11 protein-coding genes are annotated in these 17,787 nt (G+C 64.7%); 8 read left to right on the top strand and 3 right to left on the bottom strand.

From position 1 onward, the window contains the following. Nucleotides 1-4: 4 nt before the first annotated feature. From KDB76_RS09220 to dacB, 3 genes are all read left to right on the top strand, one after another. Nucleotides 5-3,637, top strand: a complete 3,633-nt coding sequence (locus KDB76_RS09220; protein WP_038409168.1) for a transporter substrate-binding domain-containing protein — start codon at nucleotides 5-7, stop codon at nucleotides 3,635-3,637. 41 nt (nucleotides 3,638-3,678) lie between these two features. Beyond that, complete coding sequence (locus KDB76_RS09215; RefSeq protein WP_004376110.1) at nucleotides 3,679-4,023, top strand: YggL family protein; 345 nt, start codon at nucleotides 3,679-3,681, stop codon at nucleotides 4,021-4,023. Nucleotides 4,024-4,209: 186 nt separating this feature from the next. Then, nucleotides 4,210-5,667: a D-alanyl-D-alanine carboxypeptidase/D-alanyl-D-alanine-endopeptidase gene (dacB, locus tag KDB76_RS09210; RefSeq protein WP_013971678.1), complete on the top strand. Its 1,458-nt coding sequence runs from the start codon at nucleotides 4,210-4,212 to the stop codon at nucleotides 5,665-5,667. 130 nt (nucleotides 5,668-5,797) lie between these two features. On the opposite strand, the gene KDB76_RS09205 is transcribed toward dacB, so the two are convergent. Both KDB76_RS09205 and rlmKL read right to left on the bottom strand, forming a co-directional pair. Further along, nucleotides 5,798-8,188, bottom strand: coding sequence for a diguanylate cyclase (locus tag KDB76_RS09205; RefSeq protein WP_024086565.1), 2,391 nt, complete (start codon nucleotides 8,186-8,188; stop codon nucleotides 5,798-5,800). Nucleotides 8,189-8,282: 94 nt separating this feature from the next. Continuing rightward, complete coding sequence (gene rlmKL / locus KDB76_RS09200) at nucleotides 8,283-10,475, bottom strand: bifunctional 23S rRNA (guanine(2069)-N(7))-methyltransferase RlmK/23S rRNA (guanine(2445)-N(2))-methyltransferase RlmL (protein ID WP_038409166.1); 2,193 nt, start codon at nucleotides 10,473-10,475, stop codon at nucleotides 8,283-8,285. Nucleotides 10,476-11,036: 561 nt separating this feature from the next. On the opposite strand from rlmKL, the gene KDB76_RS09195 reads away from it, so the two are divergent. Beyond that, on the top strand, nucleotides 11,037-11,252 hold the full coding sequence (locus KDB76_RS09195; protein WP_003248687.1) for a ribosome modulation factor: 216 nt from the start codon (nucleotides 11,037-11,039) through the stop codon (nucleotides 11,250-11,252). A gap of 94 nt (nucleotides 11,253-11,346) precedes the next feature. On the opposite strand, the gene KDB76_RS09190 is transcribed toward KDB76_RS09195, so the two are convergent. Then, nucleotides 11,347-12,372, bottom strand: a complete 1,026-nt coding sequence (locus KDB76_RS09190; RefSeq protein ID WP_024086563.1) for a quinone-dependent dihydroorotate dehydrogenase — start codon at nucleotides 12,370-12,372, stop codon at nucleotides 11,347-11,349. Nucleotides 12,373-12,761: 389 nt separating this feature from the next. Here KDB76_RS09190 and KDB76_RS09185 point away from each other — a divergent pair, with 389 nt between their 5' ends. The 4 genes from KDB76_RS09185 to KDB76_RS09170 all read left to right on the top strand — a co-directional run bounded on the left by KDB76_RS09185 (nucleotide 12,762) and on the right by KDB76_RS09170 (nucleotide 17,765). Beyond that, nucleotides 12,762-13,976 (top strand): CmpA/NrtA family ABC transporter substrate-binding protein, encoded by a 1,215-nt coding sequence (locus KDB76_RS09185; RefSeq protein ID WP_024086562.1) that lies wholly within the window; start codon nucleotides 12,762-12,764, stop codon nucleotides 13,974-13,976. A gap of 12 nt (nucleotides 13,977-13,988) precedes the next feature. Then, nucleotides 13,989-14,564 (top strand): ANTAR domain-containing protein, encoded by a 576-nt coding sequence (locus KDB76_RS09180; RefSeq protein ID WP_013971673.1) that lies wholly within the window; start codon nucleotides 13,989-13,991, stop codon nucleotides 14,562-14,564. A 309-nt stretch (nucleotides 14,565-14,873) separates the two neighbouring features. Next, nucleotides 14,874-16,085: a nitrate/nitrite transporter gene (locus KDB76_RS09175; protein ID WP_013971672.1), complete on the top strand. Its 1,212-nt coding sequence runs from the start codon at nucleotides 14,874-14,876 to the stop codon at nucleotides 16,083-16,085. A gap of 9 nt (nucleotides 16,086-16,094) precedes the next feature. Further along, on the top strand, nucleotides 16,095-17,765 hold the full coding sequence (locus tag KDB76_RS09170; RefSeq protein ID WP_024088017.1) for a bifunctional protein-serine/threonine kinase/phosphatase: 1,671 nt from the start codon (nucleotides 16,095-16,097) through the stop codon (nucleotides 17,763-17,765). Nucleotides 17,766-17,787: the final 22 nt, after the last annotated feature.

The raw sequence follows: 17,787 nt of genomic DNA, 5'->3' as shown, positions 1-17,787 counted from the left end.
AGTCATGGCGCACAGTATCGCTCGCCTACTGCTCACCCTGCTCCTGTTCAGCGGCGTGGCACAGGCTACCCATCACGAGGCTTCATCCTATACCTTGCTGGCACGCTCATCGGCCAGGCCGGCATTACCAGCGCTCACGGACGAACAACGGCAATGGCTCGAAGGCCGTCAGGAACTGGTGCTGGGTACCTCGGCACCAGACTACCCGCCGTTCGACATCACCAGTGGGGGCCGCGACTACCAGGGCCTTACCGCCGAGTACGCAAGCCTGATCGGCAAGGCCCTGCAGTTGCCCGTGCGGGTGCTGCGCTTTTCCAGCCGGCAAGCGGCGGTCGAGGCGCTCCGGCAGGGCGATATCGACCTCCTTGGCAGCTCCAACGGCTACGAAGCGGCCAGCGATGGCCTGGCCCTGTCGGCCCCCTATGCCATCGACCAACCGGTGCTGGTAACGCGCGAGGACGAAAGCCGGGCGCTGGACACGGGCCTGGGCGGCATGCGCCTGGGCATGCTCTACCATTACCTGCCCCGGCAGGAGGTGAACAGCGCCTACCCCAAGGCCGAGCTTCTGGCCTTCGGCTCGTCCAGCCAGGCCCTGAGTGCCGTGGCGTTCGGCCAGGCCGACGTGTTCATCGGTGATACCATTTCCACCCACTACCAGCTCAATCGCGGCCACCTGCCGCGTCTGCGCATGGCCAGTTTCGGCAAGCACGAGGCCATCGGCTTCGGTTTTGCCCTGCGCCGCGAGGACCGGGTCCTGATGGATCTGGTGAACGCCACCCTGGACAGACAGACCTCGGCCATACGCGCCAGCATCTTCAAGCGCTGGAGCGCTGGTAGCGACCTGCTGCTGACCGACCGCAAGCTGCAACTGACCGACACCGAAGAACAATGGCTGAAAGACCACCCGGTGATGCGCGTTGCAATCGATGACACCGCTGCACCGGTCTCCTATTTCGACGGCTCGGGGCATTTTCGCGGCATCACCGCCGACCTGCTCGAGCTCCTTCGCCTGCGCACCGGCTTGCGTTTCGAAGTGCAGCGCGCCAGCGGCCTTGCCGACATGATTGCCCGCCTCAAGGATGGCCGCGCCGATGTCATTGCTGCACTGGCCAGCGGCGGGATGAACGAAGACGACCTGCAAATCAGCCAACCCTACCTGGAAAGCGCCTATGTGCTGGTCAGCCGCAAGGACAAACAACCCTTCACCTCGCTGGAACAGCTGCAGGGTCATCGCATCGCCATTACCCGCTACAGCGCCATGGACGCCATGCTGTCGCGGCACTATCCGCAAATCGGCTGGGTCGAGACCGAAAGCTCGTTCTATTCCATGGCGTTGCTCAACAGTGGTGCCGTCGATGCGGTGATCACCAACTTGATCGACGCCAACCACGCCCTGGCTGGCAATCCCGAACTGGTCATCCGGGCCACCGTCGGCAGCGAACCCGCCACCTTCGCCATGGCCACCAGCGCCCCGTCACAAGCGCTGGTGTCGATCCTCGACAAGGCACTGCTGAGCATCTCGCCGGAAGAACTGGGGGTCATCAACAACCGTTGGCGCGGCTTCAGCCTGCACGAGGATGGCAACGACCACGGCTACCGCCGGCTGGCGATACAGGTGGTACTGGGCACCGCCGTGCTGTTGCTGCTGGCCTTGTTGTGGAATGCCCGCCTGCGCCTGCAGATTCGCCAGCGGCAACGCGCCGAACGGGCGCTGAACGACCAGTTGGCGTTCATGCGCGCCCTCCTCAACGGCACGCCCCACCCCATGTACGTGCGTGATCGCGAGGGCCGACTGCAAAGCTGCAACTACAGCTACCTGGAAGCCGTGCAGGCCCGCTCCGAGGAGGTCATCGGCAAAAACCTGGAGGGGAGCCTGTTCGCCGATTACGAGCAGACCCGGCAGATCCACGCCGATTATCTGAAGGTGATGGCCGAAGGCTCGCCGCTGATCATGGACCGGCCACTTCGGATCCAGGGCCGGGAGATGACCATCTACCACTGGATTCTGCCGTACCGCGACTCACTGGGTGAGGTGCAGGGCATCATCGGTGGCTGGATCGACATCAGCGAGCGCCGCCATCTGGTCATGGAGCTGCGCCAGGCCAAGCAGCAGGCCGATGATGCGAACCGCGCCAAAAGCACGTTCCTGGCCACCATCAGCCACGAAATCCGCACCCCGATGAATGCCGTCATCGGCATGCTCGAGCTGGCAGTCAAGCGCGCCGACCAAGGCCGTGTAGACCGCTGTGCGCTGGAGCTGGCCCACCATTCGGCCAAGGACCTGCTGGGCCTGATCGGCGATATCCTCGACATTGTGCGCATCGAGTCCGGGCATTTGTCCCTCGCCCCGGAGGCCGTCGACCTGGCGGCCCTGGTCGAGTCGGTGGGGCGCATTTTCGAGGGCCAGGCCCGGCAGAAAGGCCTGGCCCTGGAGGTGATCATCGCACCGGCCGCCCGCTGCCATGCCCTGCTCGACCCCCTGCGTTTCAAGCAAGTCCTGTCCAACCTGGTAAGCAACGCCATCAAGTTCACCGAGCATGGCCAGGTGCGCATATGCGTCGGCCTGGTGGACGACGGCAGCACTACCCCCGCAGTTCTGGAGCTGGAAGTGCGCGACAGTGGCATCGGTATCCACGCCGACGACCTGCAGCGCCTGTTCAACCCGTTCATCCAGGCCAACCCGCATAGCCAGAGCGCCCGTGCAGGTACCGGGCTGGGCCTGGCCATCTGTCGCAACCTGTGCGAGATGATGGGCGGCAGCCTGACCATAAAGAGCCTGGAGGATGTCGGCACCCAGGTGCGCCTGAAGATGCCGCTGCAGCGGGTTGACGCAGCAGCGCAGCCGACCCCGCTGATCGAAAACCTCGACGTGCCCGACCCACGGCTGAGCGTGCTGGTGATCGACGACCACCCGGCCAACCTGCAACTGATGGCACAGCAGCTTGGCTACCTGGGGCTTGAGCACACCAGCGCCCAAGACGGTCGCGAAGGCCTGGCTACCTGGCGGGCGGGCGACTTCGATGTGCTGGTGCTCGACTGCAACATGCCGCACATGAACGGTTACCAGCTGGCCACTGCCGTACGTACCGAGGAACGCCATGGCAAGCGGCAGCGCTGCACCATTCTCGGCTACACCGCCAACGCACAGCCGGAGGTACGCCGCAAGTGCCTGAGCGCCGGCATGGACGACTGCCTGCTCAAACCCATCAGCCTGGGCACGCTCAGCCAGCGTCTTGCCAGTATCCGCCCACGCCGCCAGCAGAAACCGCGCCGCAAGCTCTACCACCTGGACGGCCTGGCCACGGTGGTCGGGCATGACCCGAATGATCGCCAGCGTTTCCTGCAGGCGTTGCAGCAGAGCCTGCAGGCCGACCTGGCCACCTTGATGGCATTGCATCCGCAGCATGACAGCGATGCCATTGCCGAACAGGCGCACAAGGTGCTCAGTGCCGCGCGGATGCTGGAAGCCCCCGAGCTGATGAAAGCCTGCGAAGCCCTCGAGGCAAGCGGCTTGCCTACCACCCAGTTACGCCTGCGGCGCCAGGCACTGGCGCGGCATATGTACCGGGTAGAACGTGCCCTGGCCAGGGAACTGGCCACAGGCACCTGCACACAGGCAGGCAGCCAGGCGTGTTAACTGGTAGACTGCGCGGCGTTATTACCTAAGAGGATTGTTTCATGGCCACAAACCGCTCCCGTCGTCTGCGCAAGAAGCTGTGTGTCGACGAGTTTCAGGAATTGGGCTTCGAGCTGAACCTGGAATTCAAGGAAGATCTGGATGACCAGGCAATCGATGCTTTCCTCGACGCGTTCCTGGCAGAAGCCATGGACGCCAATGGCCTGGACTATGTAGGCGGTGACGATTTCGGCCTGGTGTGCTCGGTCAAACGCGGCTCGGTCAGCGAAGAACAGCGTGCAGCCGTTGAAGCCTGGCTCAAAGGCCGTAGCGAACTGACCAAGATCGAGGTCAGCCCGCTGCTGGACGCCTGGTACCCGGAAAAGCCGATCAACAAGGCCGAGTAATACCGGCCCGGCTCGATCGCTGGAAAGGCCACCCTCAGGGGTGGCCTTTTTTATTGGGGGTGCTTTTCCGTCGAACGTGGCGCATCGTCGCTGCGCTTGGGGCATAATGCGTATTCTTTCACCCTGGGGCCATCATTCCTTACAGCCCCAATGCCCTTTTCCCTCGCCGTAGGGTATTTATCGATCATGATCAAAACGCTTCGTCCCCTCGTTCTTGCCGGCCTGCTGTTGCCACTCGCCCTGCCCAGCCAGGCCGCCGCCGTCAACACCACGCTGCCTGCCAAGGTGCAGCAGGCCCTCAAGGCCAACAAGCTGCAGGATTCTGCCCTGTCGCTGGTGATGCTGCCGCTGGACGGCCCCGGCACACCGACCGTGTTCAATGCCGATGTCTCGGTCAACCCGGCCTCGACCATGAAACTGGTCACCACCTACGCCGCCCTCGAACTGCTCGGCCCGACCTTCCAGTGGAAAACCGAGTTCTACACCGACGGCACCCTGAGCAACGGTGTACTCAACGGCAACCTGTACCTCAAGGGTGGCGGCGACCCGAAACTGAACATGGAAAAGCTGTGGCTGCTGATGCGTGACCTGCGCGCCAATGGCGTGCGCACCATCACCGGCGACCTGGTGCTGGACCGCAGCCACTTCGTGCAGCCCAACCTGCCGCAGTTCAACGACGACGGTGGCGATGAGAACAAGCCGTTCCTAGTCAAGCCCGACTCGCTGCTGGTCAACCTCAAGGCCCTGCGTTTCGTGGCCCGCAACGATGGCGGCAAGGTAACCATCGCAGTCGAACCGCCGATTGCCAGCATCCGTATCGACAACCAGGTCAAGGCAGTAGCCTCCAGACAGTGCTCGGGTGACGTGCGCTACAACCCGGTGCAGCAGGCCGATGGCATCAGCGTAACGGTCAGTGGTCAGCTGGGTGACGGCTGCAACTCCCAGACCTATCTGTCGCTGCTCGACCACCAGACCTACGCCGCCGGTGCCGTGCGCGCGATCTGGAACGAGCTGGGTGGCAGCATCCAGGGTGGCGACCGCTTCGAGAACGTGCCCAAGGGCGCTCGCCTGCTGGCCCGAGCCTTCTCGCCAGACCTGGTGGAAGTGATCCGCGACATCAACAAGTACAGCAACAACACCATGGCCCAGCAGCTGTTCCTGAGCCTTGGCGCGCAGTTCCGCACCGATGCCGACGGTGACGACGCCCGCGCCGCCCAGCGTGTGGTGCGCCAGTGGCTGGCGAAGAAGGGCATTACCGCGCCGCATCTGGTAATGGAAAACGGTTCCGGCCTGTCGCGTGCCGAACGGGTCAGCACCCGGGAGATGGCCGCGATGCTGCAGGCCGCCTGGAAGAGCCCTTATGCTGCCGAGTTCATGAGCTCGATGCCGCTGGTGGGTATGGATGGCACCATGCGCAAGCGCCTGAAGCGTACCGCCATGACCGGCGAAGGGCACATCAAGACTGGCACGCTGAATACCGTGCGGGCAATTGCAGGCTTCAGCCGCGACAGCAACGGCCATACCTGGGCGGTGGCGGCGATCCTCAACGATCCGAAACCGTGGGGCGCCTCGCAGGTGCTCGACCAGGTGCTGCTGGACCTGTACCGCCAGCCGAAACTGGCCGGCAGTACTGCGGCCAACTGATCGTTAGCCGGTACCGGCCTCTTCGCGGCTAAAGCCGCTCCTACATGTACAGTGCAGGGTTCAAGACCTGTGATGTCCCTGTGGGAGCGGCTTTAGCCGCGAACGGGCCGGCATTGGCAACTGAAAGCTGTCAGGCCAACTCCCCCTCCACCCGGTCCCGCCCGGCCTGCTTGGCCGCATACACGCCTGCATCAGCCCGCAACAGCAAGGCATCGGCCCCTTCCCCCGGTCGCCAGCCCGCCACACCAAAACTCGCAGTCACCCTGCCCACGCCTTCCACCGGCACATTGCGCACCCCATGCCACAGTTCCAGCGCCAGCAGCCGCGCCTGCTCGGCATCGCTCCCCGGGCACAGCACCATGAATTCCTCGCCGCCCAAGCGGCAGAAAACATCGGTACGGCGCAAACGCTGGCTGATACGCAGGCACAGGCTGCGCAGCACGCGATCGCCGACAGCATGGCCAAAATGGTCGTTGATGCGCTTGAAGTGATCGATATCGAGCATGATGACCGCCAGTGCCTGGCCATCGCGCTGGGCCCGTTCCAGCTCGAGCTTGAGCCGCTCCTGGAAGTAACGGCGATTATGGATGCCGGTCAGTGAATCGGTCACCGACAGCGCGCGCAACTCTTCCTCCACACCCTTGAGGTCGGAGATATCGGTCAGGTAGCCATGCCACAACGTGCAGCCCTGCTCGCCCACCTCCGGTGTCGCCTCGCCACGCACCCAACGCAGCCCGGCACGCGGCAGGCAGACCCGATATTCTTCACGCCAGGGCGACAGGTGTTCGGCCGAGTAACGCACCGAGCGGCGCACGCGCTCGAGGTCATCCGGGTGGATGCGCTCGAACACCGCCGTGGCGTCCTCGCGCAACTGCTGCAGATCGACTTCGTAGATGTCGTACAGGCCCTTGCTGGCGTACGGAAAACAGGAATGGCCGTTGCCATCCAGGCGGTACTGGTAGATGCCGCCCGGCACCTCGGCACTGAGTTTTTCCAGAAGGCGGTCACGCGCCGCCAGCGCCTCATGCACCCGACGCCGTTCAGTGACATCGATGCAGATCGCCAGGTAACCGATCCATAACCCCTGCTCATCGAGCATGGCGGTGACCAGCATGTTGGCCACCAGTTGGCTGCCATCGGCGCGCAACAAGGTCCACTCCCCCGGCTCGGCACCATGCTCCTGCACCGTTTCGGCAAACATGGCCTGGCCACCTGCAATCGGCCGGCCGAAACGCAGGCTCAAGGCATGGGCACGCAGGCTCAACTCCTCGGGCAACACCAGGTCCTCCAGGCGCAGCTTGCCGATTGCCTCGCTGGCCGGGTAACCGAGCATGCGCTCGGCACCGGCGTTGAAGGTGCTGACCACGCCCTTGAGGTTGGTGGCGATGATCGCCACCTGGGTTGCGGCATCCAGCACGCTGCGCAGCTGGTTATGGGTACCACGCAGTGACTGCTCGCTGACCCGCAGCTCGGCGGTACGCTGCTCTACCAGGGCCAAGGCGCGCTGGCGCTGGCTGAACAGGCTGTAGAGCAACACACTGAGCAGCAGGCTCAACAAGCCGCCCAGCAGGCTCACCGCCAGCACCGCGGAGGAGCGGTTGGCGCGCACGAAGGCCAGGCTCGGCCGGATACTCAGCTGGAAGTGGTGGTCAGCCAGGTGCAACAACTGGTTGATGGCCAGCGGCAGAGGTGCGACCGGGTTCTGCGAGTCGAACATCACCTCGGGGCCATGCAGCCCGGTGGGGTCGACGATACGCACCACCAGGTTATCGTCTGCCGTAACCGGGCGCCCGTCACTGACCAGTTCACGCATGCTCAGCAGGGCCATCACATAGCCCATTGCCGCGCCGCGGGGGTTGGCATCGGAAAACACTGGCGCCACCATCAGCAGGCCACGCGCATCCGAGCTGGTATCGAACATGGGCAGTGGCTCGGACACCGCCATGCTGCCGGGCCCCAGCGCCCGCGCCAGTGCCGCCAAGGGCACTTCCTGGCCGGCGAGGTCCAGACCATAGGGCAGCCCGGGCAATTCACCCGACTGGGTATAGAGCACCGGGAAGTAATGGTCGCGCTGGGGGGATGGGTGCCACTGGCCTTGTTCATCCTGGTCGCGGATCACATAGCCCGGGCCGAAATGCACACTGGCCTGGCGCTCGAACTCGGCGCGTTGCGCGGCCTCGACACGCGGCGCCCAGGCGTAGGCCAGGGTCCGCTGCAGCAATGGCCGGGCGTAGCCGTCGAACTCGTGTGGGGTGATTTCGTTGGAAAAGCTGAAAAACCGCCGCAGCCCGTCCAGGCGCTGCTGCTGTTCGTCAAACCGCTCGGCGATACGGCTGAAACGCTCGCTGGCCAGCAGCTCGAAGCGCTGGCGCAGTTGCTGCTTGTAGAAGGTTTGCGTGGCTAACGCCAGGACGGCCGTCAACAGGCCACCTACGACCAGGGCGACCACGGCCACCGCCCAGGCGGACACTGCCTCTGTGCACAGGCCAAGCAACCGCGCACGCACGCCACCCTTTGACATACACCCATCTCGTCACGTCAGCGTCCTGCGGATTATCTTGCCCTGCCCTCAGTTATAGCTATTGGCCATTAGCCGCGCAATGTACCTCGTCGCCTCAACGAAGCTCCAGACGCCAGGCGCGATGGATACGGTTATTGCGCGCGAAGTCCGGGTCCAGGGTCTGGGCCGTGATCTCCTCCACCGCATAACGCGCCATAAGGTGCTCGTCCAACTGGAACTTGCGGAAGTTGTTGGAGAAATACAGCACGCCACCCGGCGCCAGGCGGGCCATGGCCAGGTCCAGCAGTTGCACGTGGTCACGCTGCACATCGAACACGCCTTCCATGCGCTTGGAGTTGGAGAAGGTCGGCGGGTCGATGAAGATCAGGTCATAGCTGTCGCGGTTGCCTTCCAGCCAGGCCATCACATCGCCTTGCTCCAGGCGGTTGCGCTCGGAGAAGCCATTGAGCGCCAGGTTGCGTCGCGCCCAGTCCAGGTAGGTTTTCGACAGGTCGACGCTGGTGGTGCTGCGCGCGCCGCCCTTGGCCGCGTGCACGGTGGCCGTAGCGGTGTAGCAGAACAGGTTGAGGAAGCGTTTGCCGGCTGCTTCGCGCTGGATGCGCATGCGCATCGGGCGATGGTCCAGGAACAGGCCCGTGTCGAGGTAGTCGGTAAGGTTGACCAGCAGCTTTACGCCGCCTTCGTTCACTTCCTGGAAGCGGCCTTCGCTCGCCTGGCGCTCGTACTGGCGCGTGCCGCTCTGCCGCTCGCGACGCTTGAGCACCACACGCTGCGGCGAAATGCCCAGGGCCTGCGGGATGGCGGCCAGCGCATCGAGCAGCCGTGCCTGGGCCTTGTCCGGGTCGACCGAACGTGGCGCGGCGTATTCCTGCACGTGCACCCAATCCTGGTACAAGTCGACCGCCAGGGCATATTCGGGCATGTCGGCATCGTACAGGCGGTAGCAATCGACCTGCTCGCGGCGGGCCCACTTGCCCAGTTGCTTGAGGTTTTTCTGCAGGCGGTTGGCGAACATCTGCGCCCCTTCCGACAGGCGCGCCGGCTCGCTGGCCGGTGCTGCCTGCTGGCGGGTTTCCGCGCCTTCAGGCTGCGCCTCGCGGCGCTCGCCGGTAACGAACTGGTCGGGCTGCACCTTGAACAGCAGCAGCTTGCACGGCAAGGCGCCGTTCCAGAACGCGTACTGCTTGTGGCTGCGAATACCCATGCGCTTGCCCAGCTGCGGCGCGCCGGTGAACACCGCCGCCTCCCAGCCCATGCAGGCCTGGCGCAGGCGCTCACCGAGGTTCTGGTAGAGGTACAGCAGGCTGGCTTCGTCACCCAGGCGCTCGCCATAGGGTGGGTTGCTGATGACCAGGCCCTTCTGGTTCTGGTCCGGGCGCGGTTCGAAGGTGCTGACTTCGCCCTGGTAGATCTTCACCCAGTCGCCCAGGCCGGCACGCTCGACGTTGTTGCGGCCTGGCTGGATCAACCGCGGGTCGGCCTCGTAACCACGGATCCACAGTGGTGGCTTGGCCAGGCCGGCCTGTGCCCGCGCCTGCGCCTCGTCATGCACCTTGCGCCACAATGCCGGTACGTGGCCGAGCCAGGCACTGAAGCCCCAGCGCTCACGCTTGAGGTTGGGCGCGATATCGGCGGCGATCATCGCCGCTTCGACCAGGAAGGTACCCACACCGCACATCGGGTCGGCCAGCGCGCCACCTTCGGCGGCAATGCGCGGCCAGCCGGCGCGGATGAGTACCGCCGCCGCCAGGTTTTCCTTCAGCGGCGCGGCGCCTTGCTGCAGGCGGTAGCCACGCTGGTGCAGGCTGTGCCCGGAAAGGTCGAGCGAGAGAATGGCTTCGCCACGGTCCAGGCGCAGGTGCACGCGCACATCAGGGTCGATCTTTTCCACCGACGGGCGCAGGCCTTCACGGTTGCGCAGCTTGTCGACGATCGCGTCCTTGACCTTCAACGCACCGAAGTGGGTGTTGTCGATGCCCGAGCCATGGCCGCTGAACTCAACTGCCAGGGTGCCGTCGGCTGCCAAGTGATCGGCCCAGTCGACCGCGTGCACGCCGTCGTAGAGGTCGTCGGCGTTCTTCATGGAGAAGCGCTTGAGTACCAGCAGCACCCGGTTGGCCAGGCGTGACCAAAGGCACAGGCGGTAGGCGGTTTCCATGTCGGCGGCGCCGCGAATGGCCGAGGTGTGCTCGCGCACGTCATCCAGGCCGAGGCCCCGCGCCTCTTCGGCAAGCAGGCCTTCCAGGCCTTTAGGGCAAGTGAGGTAAAGTTCGAAACGGTCCGACATGAGTAATCCAGCGCCTTGGGCTATTTGACTGACGGGGCGACGCATCGCCCCGCGATGTTTGCCCGCACACCTTTCCAGCAGGCGTGCGGGTGGCCCTTCCCGACACGCGAGCGTGCGATGAAAGGCCGGGCCGCCTGACCGATCTGTGCTTGGCCCAGTGGCAAAGACAGCTTAGATCATCAGGCAGTATGAAAAATTCTGGCGATACCAGGGCCGATGTGACCCTTCGTCGCATTTCAAATTATTTCTGTCATCCGCAAGCAACGCTGGCGAAATGACGTCAATGATCGGCAAACCCTGATCATAGCGGGCTCAACGCTAAACAAGGTTGAGTCGCATTTATTTACTTATCCCCTCACCCTTGGAAAGGTTACGTGCTTATGACAAATCGATCATTCACACCGTGACTCGCATTCGATAGAACTGGTCTCAGGCCACTTCGCAACGAGGTGGCACTTTCAGCTCGCCACGCCGGCAGCGAGCGCACACCGGCAGAAAGACTCTGCCCGGCCTCGGAGAGGCCGACGGGACATTACAGTCAACAAGTGAGGGCAACACCCTATGAGAAGACTTAAGCGTGATCCGTTGGAAAGAGCATATTCACGTGGCTACCAATACGGGGTCACCGGCAAATCCCGCGAACTTTGCCCCTTCAATCTTCCTTCTGTTCGCCAAGCCTGGATCAACGGCTGGCGTGAAGGTCGCGGTGATAACTGGGACGGAATGACTGGCACCGCTGGCATCCATAGACTCAACGAAAATCACGCCGTTGGCTGAACGAGGACACTGAATTCGATTCACCATGCACGCCCTATCCGGGCGGCGGGCGAAGGCCCAGGGGCCCCTTGATGGGGCCCTTTTTTATTGCCCATCAAACCCGTGGCATTGCCGCGATAGCGTCCACCGCCTCACGAATCAGCGCCGGCCCTTTATAGATGAAGCCGGAGTAGATCTGCACCAGGCTCGCCCCGGCAGCGATCTTCTCGGCGGCATGGCGACCTTCGGTAATGCCGCCAGCGGCAATGATCGGCAGCTTGCCGCCCAGCTCGCCCGCCAGCACCTTGACGATATGGGTGCTCTTCTCCAGCACCGGCGCACCCGACAGGCCACCCGCCTCGCCACCGTACGGCAGGCCTTCGACACCTTCACGCCCCAGCGTGGTGTTGGTGGCGATCACCGCATCCATGCCCGACTCCATCAACGCGGCGGCCACCAGGGCGGTTTCTTCGTCGCTCATGTCCGGGGCAATCTTGATTGCCAGAGGTACGCGCTTGCCATGCGTGCCGGCCAGTTGCTCGCGGCGCACGGCCAGGGCATCGAGCAGCTGCTTGAGCGAATCGCCGAACTGCAGGCTGCGCAGGCCCGGGGTGTTGGGCGAACTGACGTTGACCGTGATGTAACTGGCCTCGGTGTACACCTTGTCCAGGCAGATCAGGTAGTCATCGACGGCACGCTCCACCGGGGTGTCGAAATTCTTGCCGATGTTGATGCCCAGCACACCGTTGTAACGCGCAGCCCGTACCCGGCCGAGCAGGTGATCAACGCCCAGGTTGTTGAAGCCCATGCGGTTGATGATGGCCGTTGCCTCCGGCAGGCGGAACAGCCGCGGCTTGGGGTTGCCCGGCTGTGGACGCGGGGTGACGGTGCCGATTTCGACGAATCCGAAGCCCAGCTGGGCGAAACCGTCGATGGCCGCGCCGTTCTTGTCCAGGCCGGCCGCCAGGCCCACCGGGTTGGCGAAGTTCAAGCCCATGACCGTAACCGGCAAAGCCGCCGGCTGCTTGCACAGCATGCCGTTGAGGCCGAGACGGCCACCGGCACCGATCAGGTCCAGGGACAGGTCGTGGGAGGTTTCCGGGGAAAGCTTGAACAGCAGCTGGCGGGCCAGGGTATACATGGGCGGGCAAGGCTCGGGGTGAATGAGGGGGCGATTATAGCCAGCGTGGGGCCGGCATGACAGCAAATCGTGGGGCTGCTGCGCAGCCCATCGCCGGCAAGCCAGCTCCCACAGGTACAACACAAGGGCTGAAACCTGTGCTGTATCTGTGGGAGCTGGCTTGCCGGCGATGAGGCCAATGCAGGCGCCACAAGGCAGTTGCTCCACAGGGAAGCTCCCACAGGTACAACACAAGGGCTGAAACCTGTGCTGTATCTGTGGGAGCTGGCTTGCCGGCGATGAGGCCAATGCAGGCGGCACAGGGCAGTTGCTCCACAGGGATGCTGCCAGATGGCACATCGGTTGCACCGGAAAAGCCCACAGCCTTATCAGTACGGGCGAGGAACCTTGTGAACACTGCACCCCGAACAACGCCCCTGGCCTGGGTCAACGGCAGCGACGCGCCGGAAAAGCCCAGCCTGAACATCGGCTACATGGCCCTGACCGACTGCGCCTCGGTGGTAGTCGCCGCCACCCAGGGCTTCGCCCAGCAGCACGGCCTTACCCTCAACCTCAAGCGCCAGGGCTCCTGGGCCGGGCTGCGCGACAAGCTGGTCAGCGGCGAACTGGATGCGGCGCACTGCCTGTATGGCCTGGTGTACGCCGTGCACCTGGGCATCGGCGGTGTACCGGCCAGCGCCATGGCCGTGCTCATGGGGCTGAACCAGAACGCCCAGGCCATAAACCTGTCCCCGGCCCTGCAGCGCAAAGGCGTGACCAACCCTGAAGCACTGGCGCGCCTGGTGCACCAGCATGGCGCACGCCTCACCTTCGCCCAGACCTTCCCCACCGGTACCCACGCCATGTGGCTGTATTACTGGCTGGCCAGCCAGGGCATCCACCCATTGCGCGACGTCGACAGCGTGGTGGTACCACCGGCGCAAATGGCTGCGCATATTCAGGCCGGGCGCATAGACGGTTTCTGCGTGGGCGAACCCTGGGCTGCCCATGCAGTGGCCACGGGCCAGGGCTTCACCCTGGCCACCAGCCAGTCGATCTGGCCGGACCACCCGGAAAAGGTCCTGGCCTGCGCCCGCGCCTTTGCCGAGCAATATCCCAACAGCGCCCGCGCGCTGATCAAGGCGGTACTCGCCGCCAGCCGCTTCATCGAGCAAAGTCCGGAAAACCGCCGCAGCACCGCGCAACTGCTCAGCAGCAGCGCCTACCTGGACACTCCGCTGGCAAGTATCGAGCCGCGACTGCTCGGCAGCTACCACGATGGCCTGGGCAACCACTGGCAAGACCCGCACGCCCTGCGCCTGCACGATCACGGCCGGGCCAACCTGCCATACCTGTCCGACGGCATGTGGTTCATGACCCAGTTCCGCCGCTGGGGCTTGCTGCGCGATGACCCCGACTACCTCGGCGTGGCGCGCCAGGTCCAGCAACTGGCACTGTATGGCGAGGCGGCCCAAAGCCTCGGCGTGGCCTGCCCCGAGCAGCCGATGCGCAGCAGCCTGCTGATAGATGGCAGCCGCTGGGACGGCAGCGACCCCTACGGCTATGCCCGCAGCTTCAGCCTGCATGCCTTGGGCGACCTGCCCGATGCCCGTGTCGGCGCGTGAGGGGGACCATTCATGTTGCGCATCCTGCTGATCGACGACACCCAGAGCAAACTCGGCCGCCTCAAGGCGGCCTTGAGCGAGGCCGGCTTCGAAGTCATCGAAGCCCCAGGCCTGACCATCGACCTGCCCGCCTGCGTCGAAACGGTGCGCCCGGACGTGGTGCTTATCGATACCGACTCACCGGACCGCGATGTGATGGAACAGGTGGTCCTGGTCAGCCGTGACCAGCCACGGCCGATCGTGCTGTTCACCGACGAGCACGACCCCGGGGTGATGCGCCAGGCGATCCAGGCGGGGGTCAGCGCCTACATCGTCGAAGGCATCCATGCCGCGCGGCTGCAACCGATCCTGGATGTGGCCATGGCCCGCTTCGAAAGTGACCAGGCGCTGAAGGCGCAGCTGCTCGCACGGGACCAGCAACTGGCTGAACGCAAGCGCATCGAGCAGGCCAAGGGTTTGCTGATGAAGATGAAGGACTGCAACGAAGAACAGGCCTACACCCTGATGCGCCGCCAGGCCATGAGCCGGCAGCAGAAGCTGATCCAGGTGGCCGAGCAGATCATTGCCATGCACGAGATGCTGGGCTAGCAACCTGCTTCACGCGGTCCCCTGTAGGAGCGGCCTTGTGTCGCGATGGGCTGCGCAGCAGCCCCGGCAATCTCTGCCGCGAAGCTGAGATCCTGGGGCTGCTGCGCAGCCCATCGCGACACAAGGCCGCTCCTACAAGGAGACTGCAACTTCTCAGAGTTGGCCCATCTCTTGCTGAACAAATATCACCGGTAGCCAACGGCGGTTGCCCCACTTAATCCCCGACAAAGACGTCGCTCTCCCCTCCACGCACGTGGAGCGGGTAGCGGCGTCTTTTTCGTTCCGTTGCATTGCCGAGTGAGGTGTTCGATGAGTACCAGCTTCTGGAAATCCGGGCATGTGCCCACGCTGTTCGCCGCGTTCCTGTACTTCGACCTCAGCTTCATGGTCTGGTACCTGCTTGGCCCATTGGCGGTGCAGATTGCCGCCGATCTGCAGCTGAGTGCACAACAACGGGGCCTGATGGTGGCCACGCCGATCCTGGCCGGGGCGATCCTGCGCTTCGCCATGGGCGTGCTGGTCGACCGCCTGTCACCCAAGACCGCGGGGCTGATCGGCCAAGTGGTGGTCATCGTCGCCCTCGCCGCTGCCTGGCACCTGGGCGTGCACAGCTATGAACAAGCGCTGCTGCTGGGCGTGTTCCTCGGCTTTGCCGGCGCTTCGTTCGCTGTGTCACTGCCGCTGGCCTCGCAATGGTACCCGCCACAGCACCAAGGCAAAGCCATGGGCATTGCAGGTGCCGGCAACTCCGGCACAGTGTTCGCCGCCCTGCTGGCCCCCGCGCTGGCTGCGGGCTTTGGCTGGAACAACGTGTTCGGCTTCGCGCTGATCCCGCTGTCGCTGGCCCTGTTGGTGTTCGCCCTGCTGGCACGCAATGCTCCGCAGCGGCCCAAGCCAAAAGCCATGGCCGACTACCTCAAGGCCCTGGGCGACCGAGACAGCTGGTGGTTCATGTTCTTCTACAGCGTCACCTTCGGCGGCTTCATCGGCCTGGCCAGCGCCCTGCCCGGCTATTTCAGCGACCAGTATGGCCTGAGCCCGGTCACCGCCGGCTACTACACCGCTGCCTGCGTGTTCGCCGGCAGCCTGATGCGCCCGCTCGGCGGCGCCCTGGCCGACCGCTTCGGCGGCATCCGCACCCTGCTGGGCATGTACAGCGTGGCGGCCATCTGCATCGCTGCAGTCGGCTTCAACCTGCCTAGCGCTGCCGCCGCACTGGCCCTGTTCGTCAGCGCCATGCTCGGCCTGGGGGCCGGCAATGGCGCGGTGTTCCAGCTTGTGCCGCAACGCTTCCGCCAGGAGATCGGCGTGATGACCGGGCTGATCGGCATGGCCGGCGGCATCGGAGGCTTCCTGCTGGCCGCCGGGCTTGGCACCATCAAGCAGCACACCGGTGACTACCAACTGGGGCTGTGGCTGTTCGCCAGCCTGGGCTTGCTGGCCTGGTTCGGCCTGCACGGCGTGAAACAGCGCTGGCGCACCACCTGGGGCTCGGCTGCGGTTACCGCGGCACGGGTCTGAGGCACAGCCATGAGCCTGCAACTGAACTTTGCCCAGGCCAGCGCCACCGGGCCGCGCGAGGAAAATCAGGACGCCCTGCGCCTGGTTACCCCGGCACCGGAGCTGGCCGCCAGCAAAGGCTACCTGTTCGCCCTCGCCGACGGCGTCAGCCAATGTGCCGATGGCGGCCTGGCAGCCCGTGCCAGCCTGCAGGCGCTGGCCCTGGACTATTACGCCACCCCCGCGACCTGGAGCGTGGCCCAGGCACTGGACCGCCTGCTGCTGGCGCAAAACCGCTGGCTGCGCGCCCAAGGCAGTGGCCAGCCACTGCTGACCACCCTCAGCGCGCTGGTGCTGCGCGGCCGACGCTTTACCCTGGCCCACGTGGGAGACTGCCGCGTGTACCGCTGGCACGCCGGGCGCCTGCAATGCCTGAGCGAAGATCACGTATGGGACCAGCCCGGCATGCAGCATGTACTGAAGCGTGCGCTGGGCCTGGACCAGCATTTGCTGGTGGATTACCTGGAAGGCGAGCTGCAGCCGGGCGAGAGCTTCCTGTTGTTGAGCGATGGCGTATGGGCCAGCCTGGGCGACCAGCACATCCAGGCGGTGCTGCGCGAGCAACCCGACCTGCAACTGGCCGTCGATACCCTGGTCGCCAGCGCGCACCTGAACGGTAGCCAGGACAACGCCAGTGCCTTGCTGGTGCAGGTCGAGCAATTGGGCACTGCCAACCTGGGTGACACCCTGGCGCAACTGCAGCAATGGCCGGTGCCCGGCCCGTTGCGTGAAGGCCAGGTAATCGATGGCTGGCAAGCCGAAAAGCTGCTTTCGCAAAGCCGCCAGTCGCTGCTGTACCGGGTGCGCGATGGTCAGGGCCGAGCCTGGCTGCTGAAGACACTGCCACCCGCGCGCGAGCAGGAGCCCGGCGCGGCGCAAGGGCTGTTGCTGGAGGAATGGTTCCTGCGCCGGGTCGCTGGTCGGCACTTTCCCGAGCTGCACACCGCCAGCCAGCGCCAGCACCTGTACTACGTGATGCGCGAATACCCCGGCCAGAGCCTGGCGGCGCTGCTGGCCGAGCATGGCCCGCTGCCCATGCCGCAGTGGCTGGAGCTGGCCCGGCAGCTGCTGCAGGCGGTCGGCGTATTGCACCGGCGCAACCTGCTGCACCGCGACATCAAGCCAGAGAACCTGCACCTGGGCAGCGATGGGCAGCTGCGCCTGCTGGACTTCGGCCTGGCCTACTGCCCGGGCTTGTCCGAAGACCCGCTGCACGAGTTGCCGGGCACACCGTCATACATTGCCCCGGAAGCGTTCGACGGCCAACCGCCCAGCCCACGCCAGGACCTATATGCCGTGGGAGTGACGTTGTATCACCTGCTGACCGGGCATTACCCCTACGGCGAGGTGGAGGCCTTCCAGCGCCCACGCTTCGGCCAGCCGGTCAACGCCGCGCGCTACCGCCCCGACCTGCCGGAATGGCTGCAGCACAACCTGCAGCAGGCACTGGCAGCCGACCCAGCGCAGCGCTTCGAAACCGCCGAACACTGGCTACTGCTACTCGAACGTGGCGACCGCCAGGAACTGCCCACCCGCCCACGGCCGTTGCTGGAGCGCGAACCGTTGAAGGTCTGGCGCACCCTGGCCCTGCTGTCCTTGCTGTTCAACCTGATTTTGCTGCTCACCCTGCTCAAGGGCTGAACGCACCTTGCCGATGAGGAAA

Source organism: Pseudomonas sp. JS425, from assembly GCF_018223845.1.
GTDB lineage: Bacteria > Pseudomonadota > Gammaproteobacteria > Pseudomonadales > Pseudomonadaceae > Aquipseudomonas > Aquipseudomonas asiatica.
Note: the sequence above shows the minus strand (reverse complement) of the source record. Positions and strands in the feature narration are given on the sequence as shown.

Coding starts and splice junctions, on each gene's coding strand:
- KDB76_RS09220 (WP_038409168.1), top strand. CDS start 5: ATGGCGCACAGTATCGCTCGCCTACTGCTCACCCTGCTCCTGTTCAGC.
- KDB76_RS09215 (WP_004376110.1), top strand. CDS start 3,679: ATGGCCACAAACCGCTCCCGTCGTCTGCGCAAGAAGCTGTGTGTCGAC.
- dacB (WP_013971678.1), top strand. CDS start 4,210: ATGATCAAAACGCTTCGTCCCCTCGTTCTTGCCGGCCTGCTGTTGCCA.
- KDB76_RS09205 (WP_024086565.1), bottom strand. CDS start 8,188: ATGTCAAAGGGTGGCGTGCGTGCGCGGTTGCTTGGCCTGTGCACAGAG.
- rlmKL (WP_038409166.1), bottom strand. CDS start 10,475: ATGTCGGACCGTTTCGAACTTTACCTCACTTGCCCTAAAGGCCTGGAA.
- KDB76_RS09195 (WP_003248687.1), top strand. CDS start 11,037: ATGAGAAGACTTAAGCGTGATCCGTTGGAAAGAGCATATTCACGTGGC.
- KDB76_RS09190 (WP_024086563.1), bottom strand. CDS start 12,372: ATGTATACCCTGGCCCGCCAGCTGCTGTTCAAGCTTTCCCCGGAAACC.
- KDB76_RS09180 (WP_013971673.1), top strand. CDS start 13,989: ATGTTGCGCATCCTGCTGATCGACGACACCCAGAGCAAACTCGGCCGC.
- KDB76_RS09175 (WP_013971672.1), top strand. CDS start 14,874: ATGAGTACCAGCTTCTGGAAATCCGGGCATGTGCCCACGCTGTTCGCC.
- KDB76_RS09170 (WP_024088017.1), top strand. CDS start 16,095: ATGAGCCTGCAACTGAACTTTGCCCAGGCCAGCGCCACCGGGCCGCGC.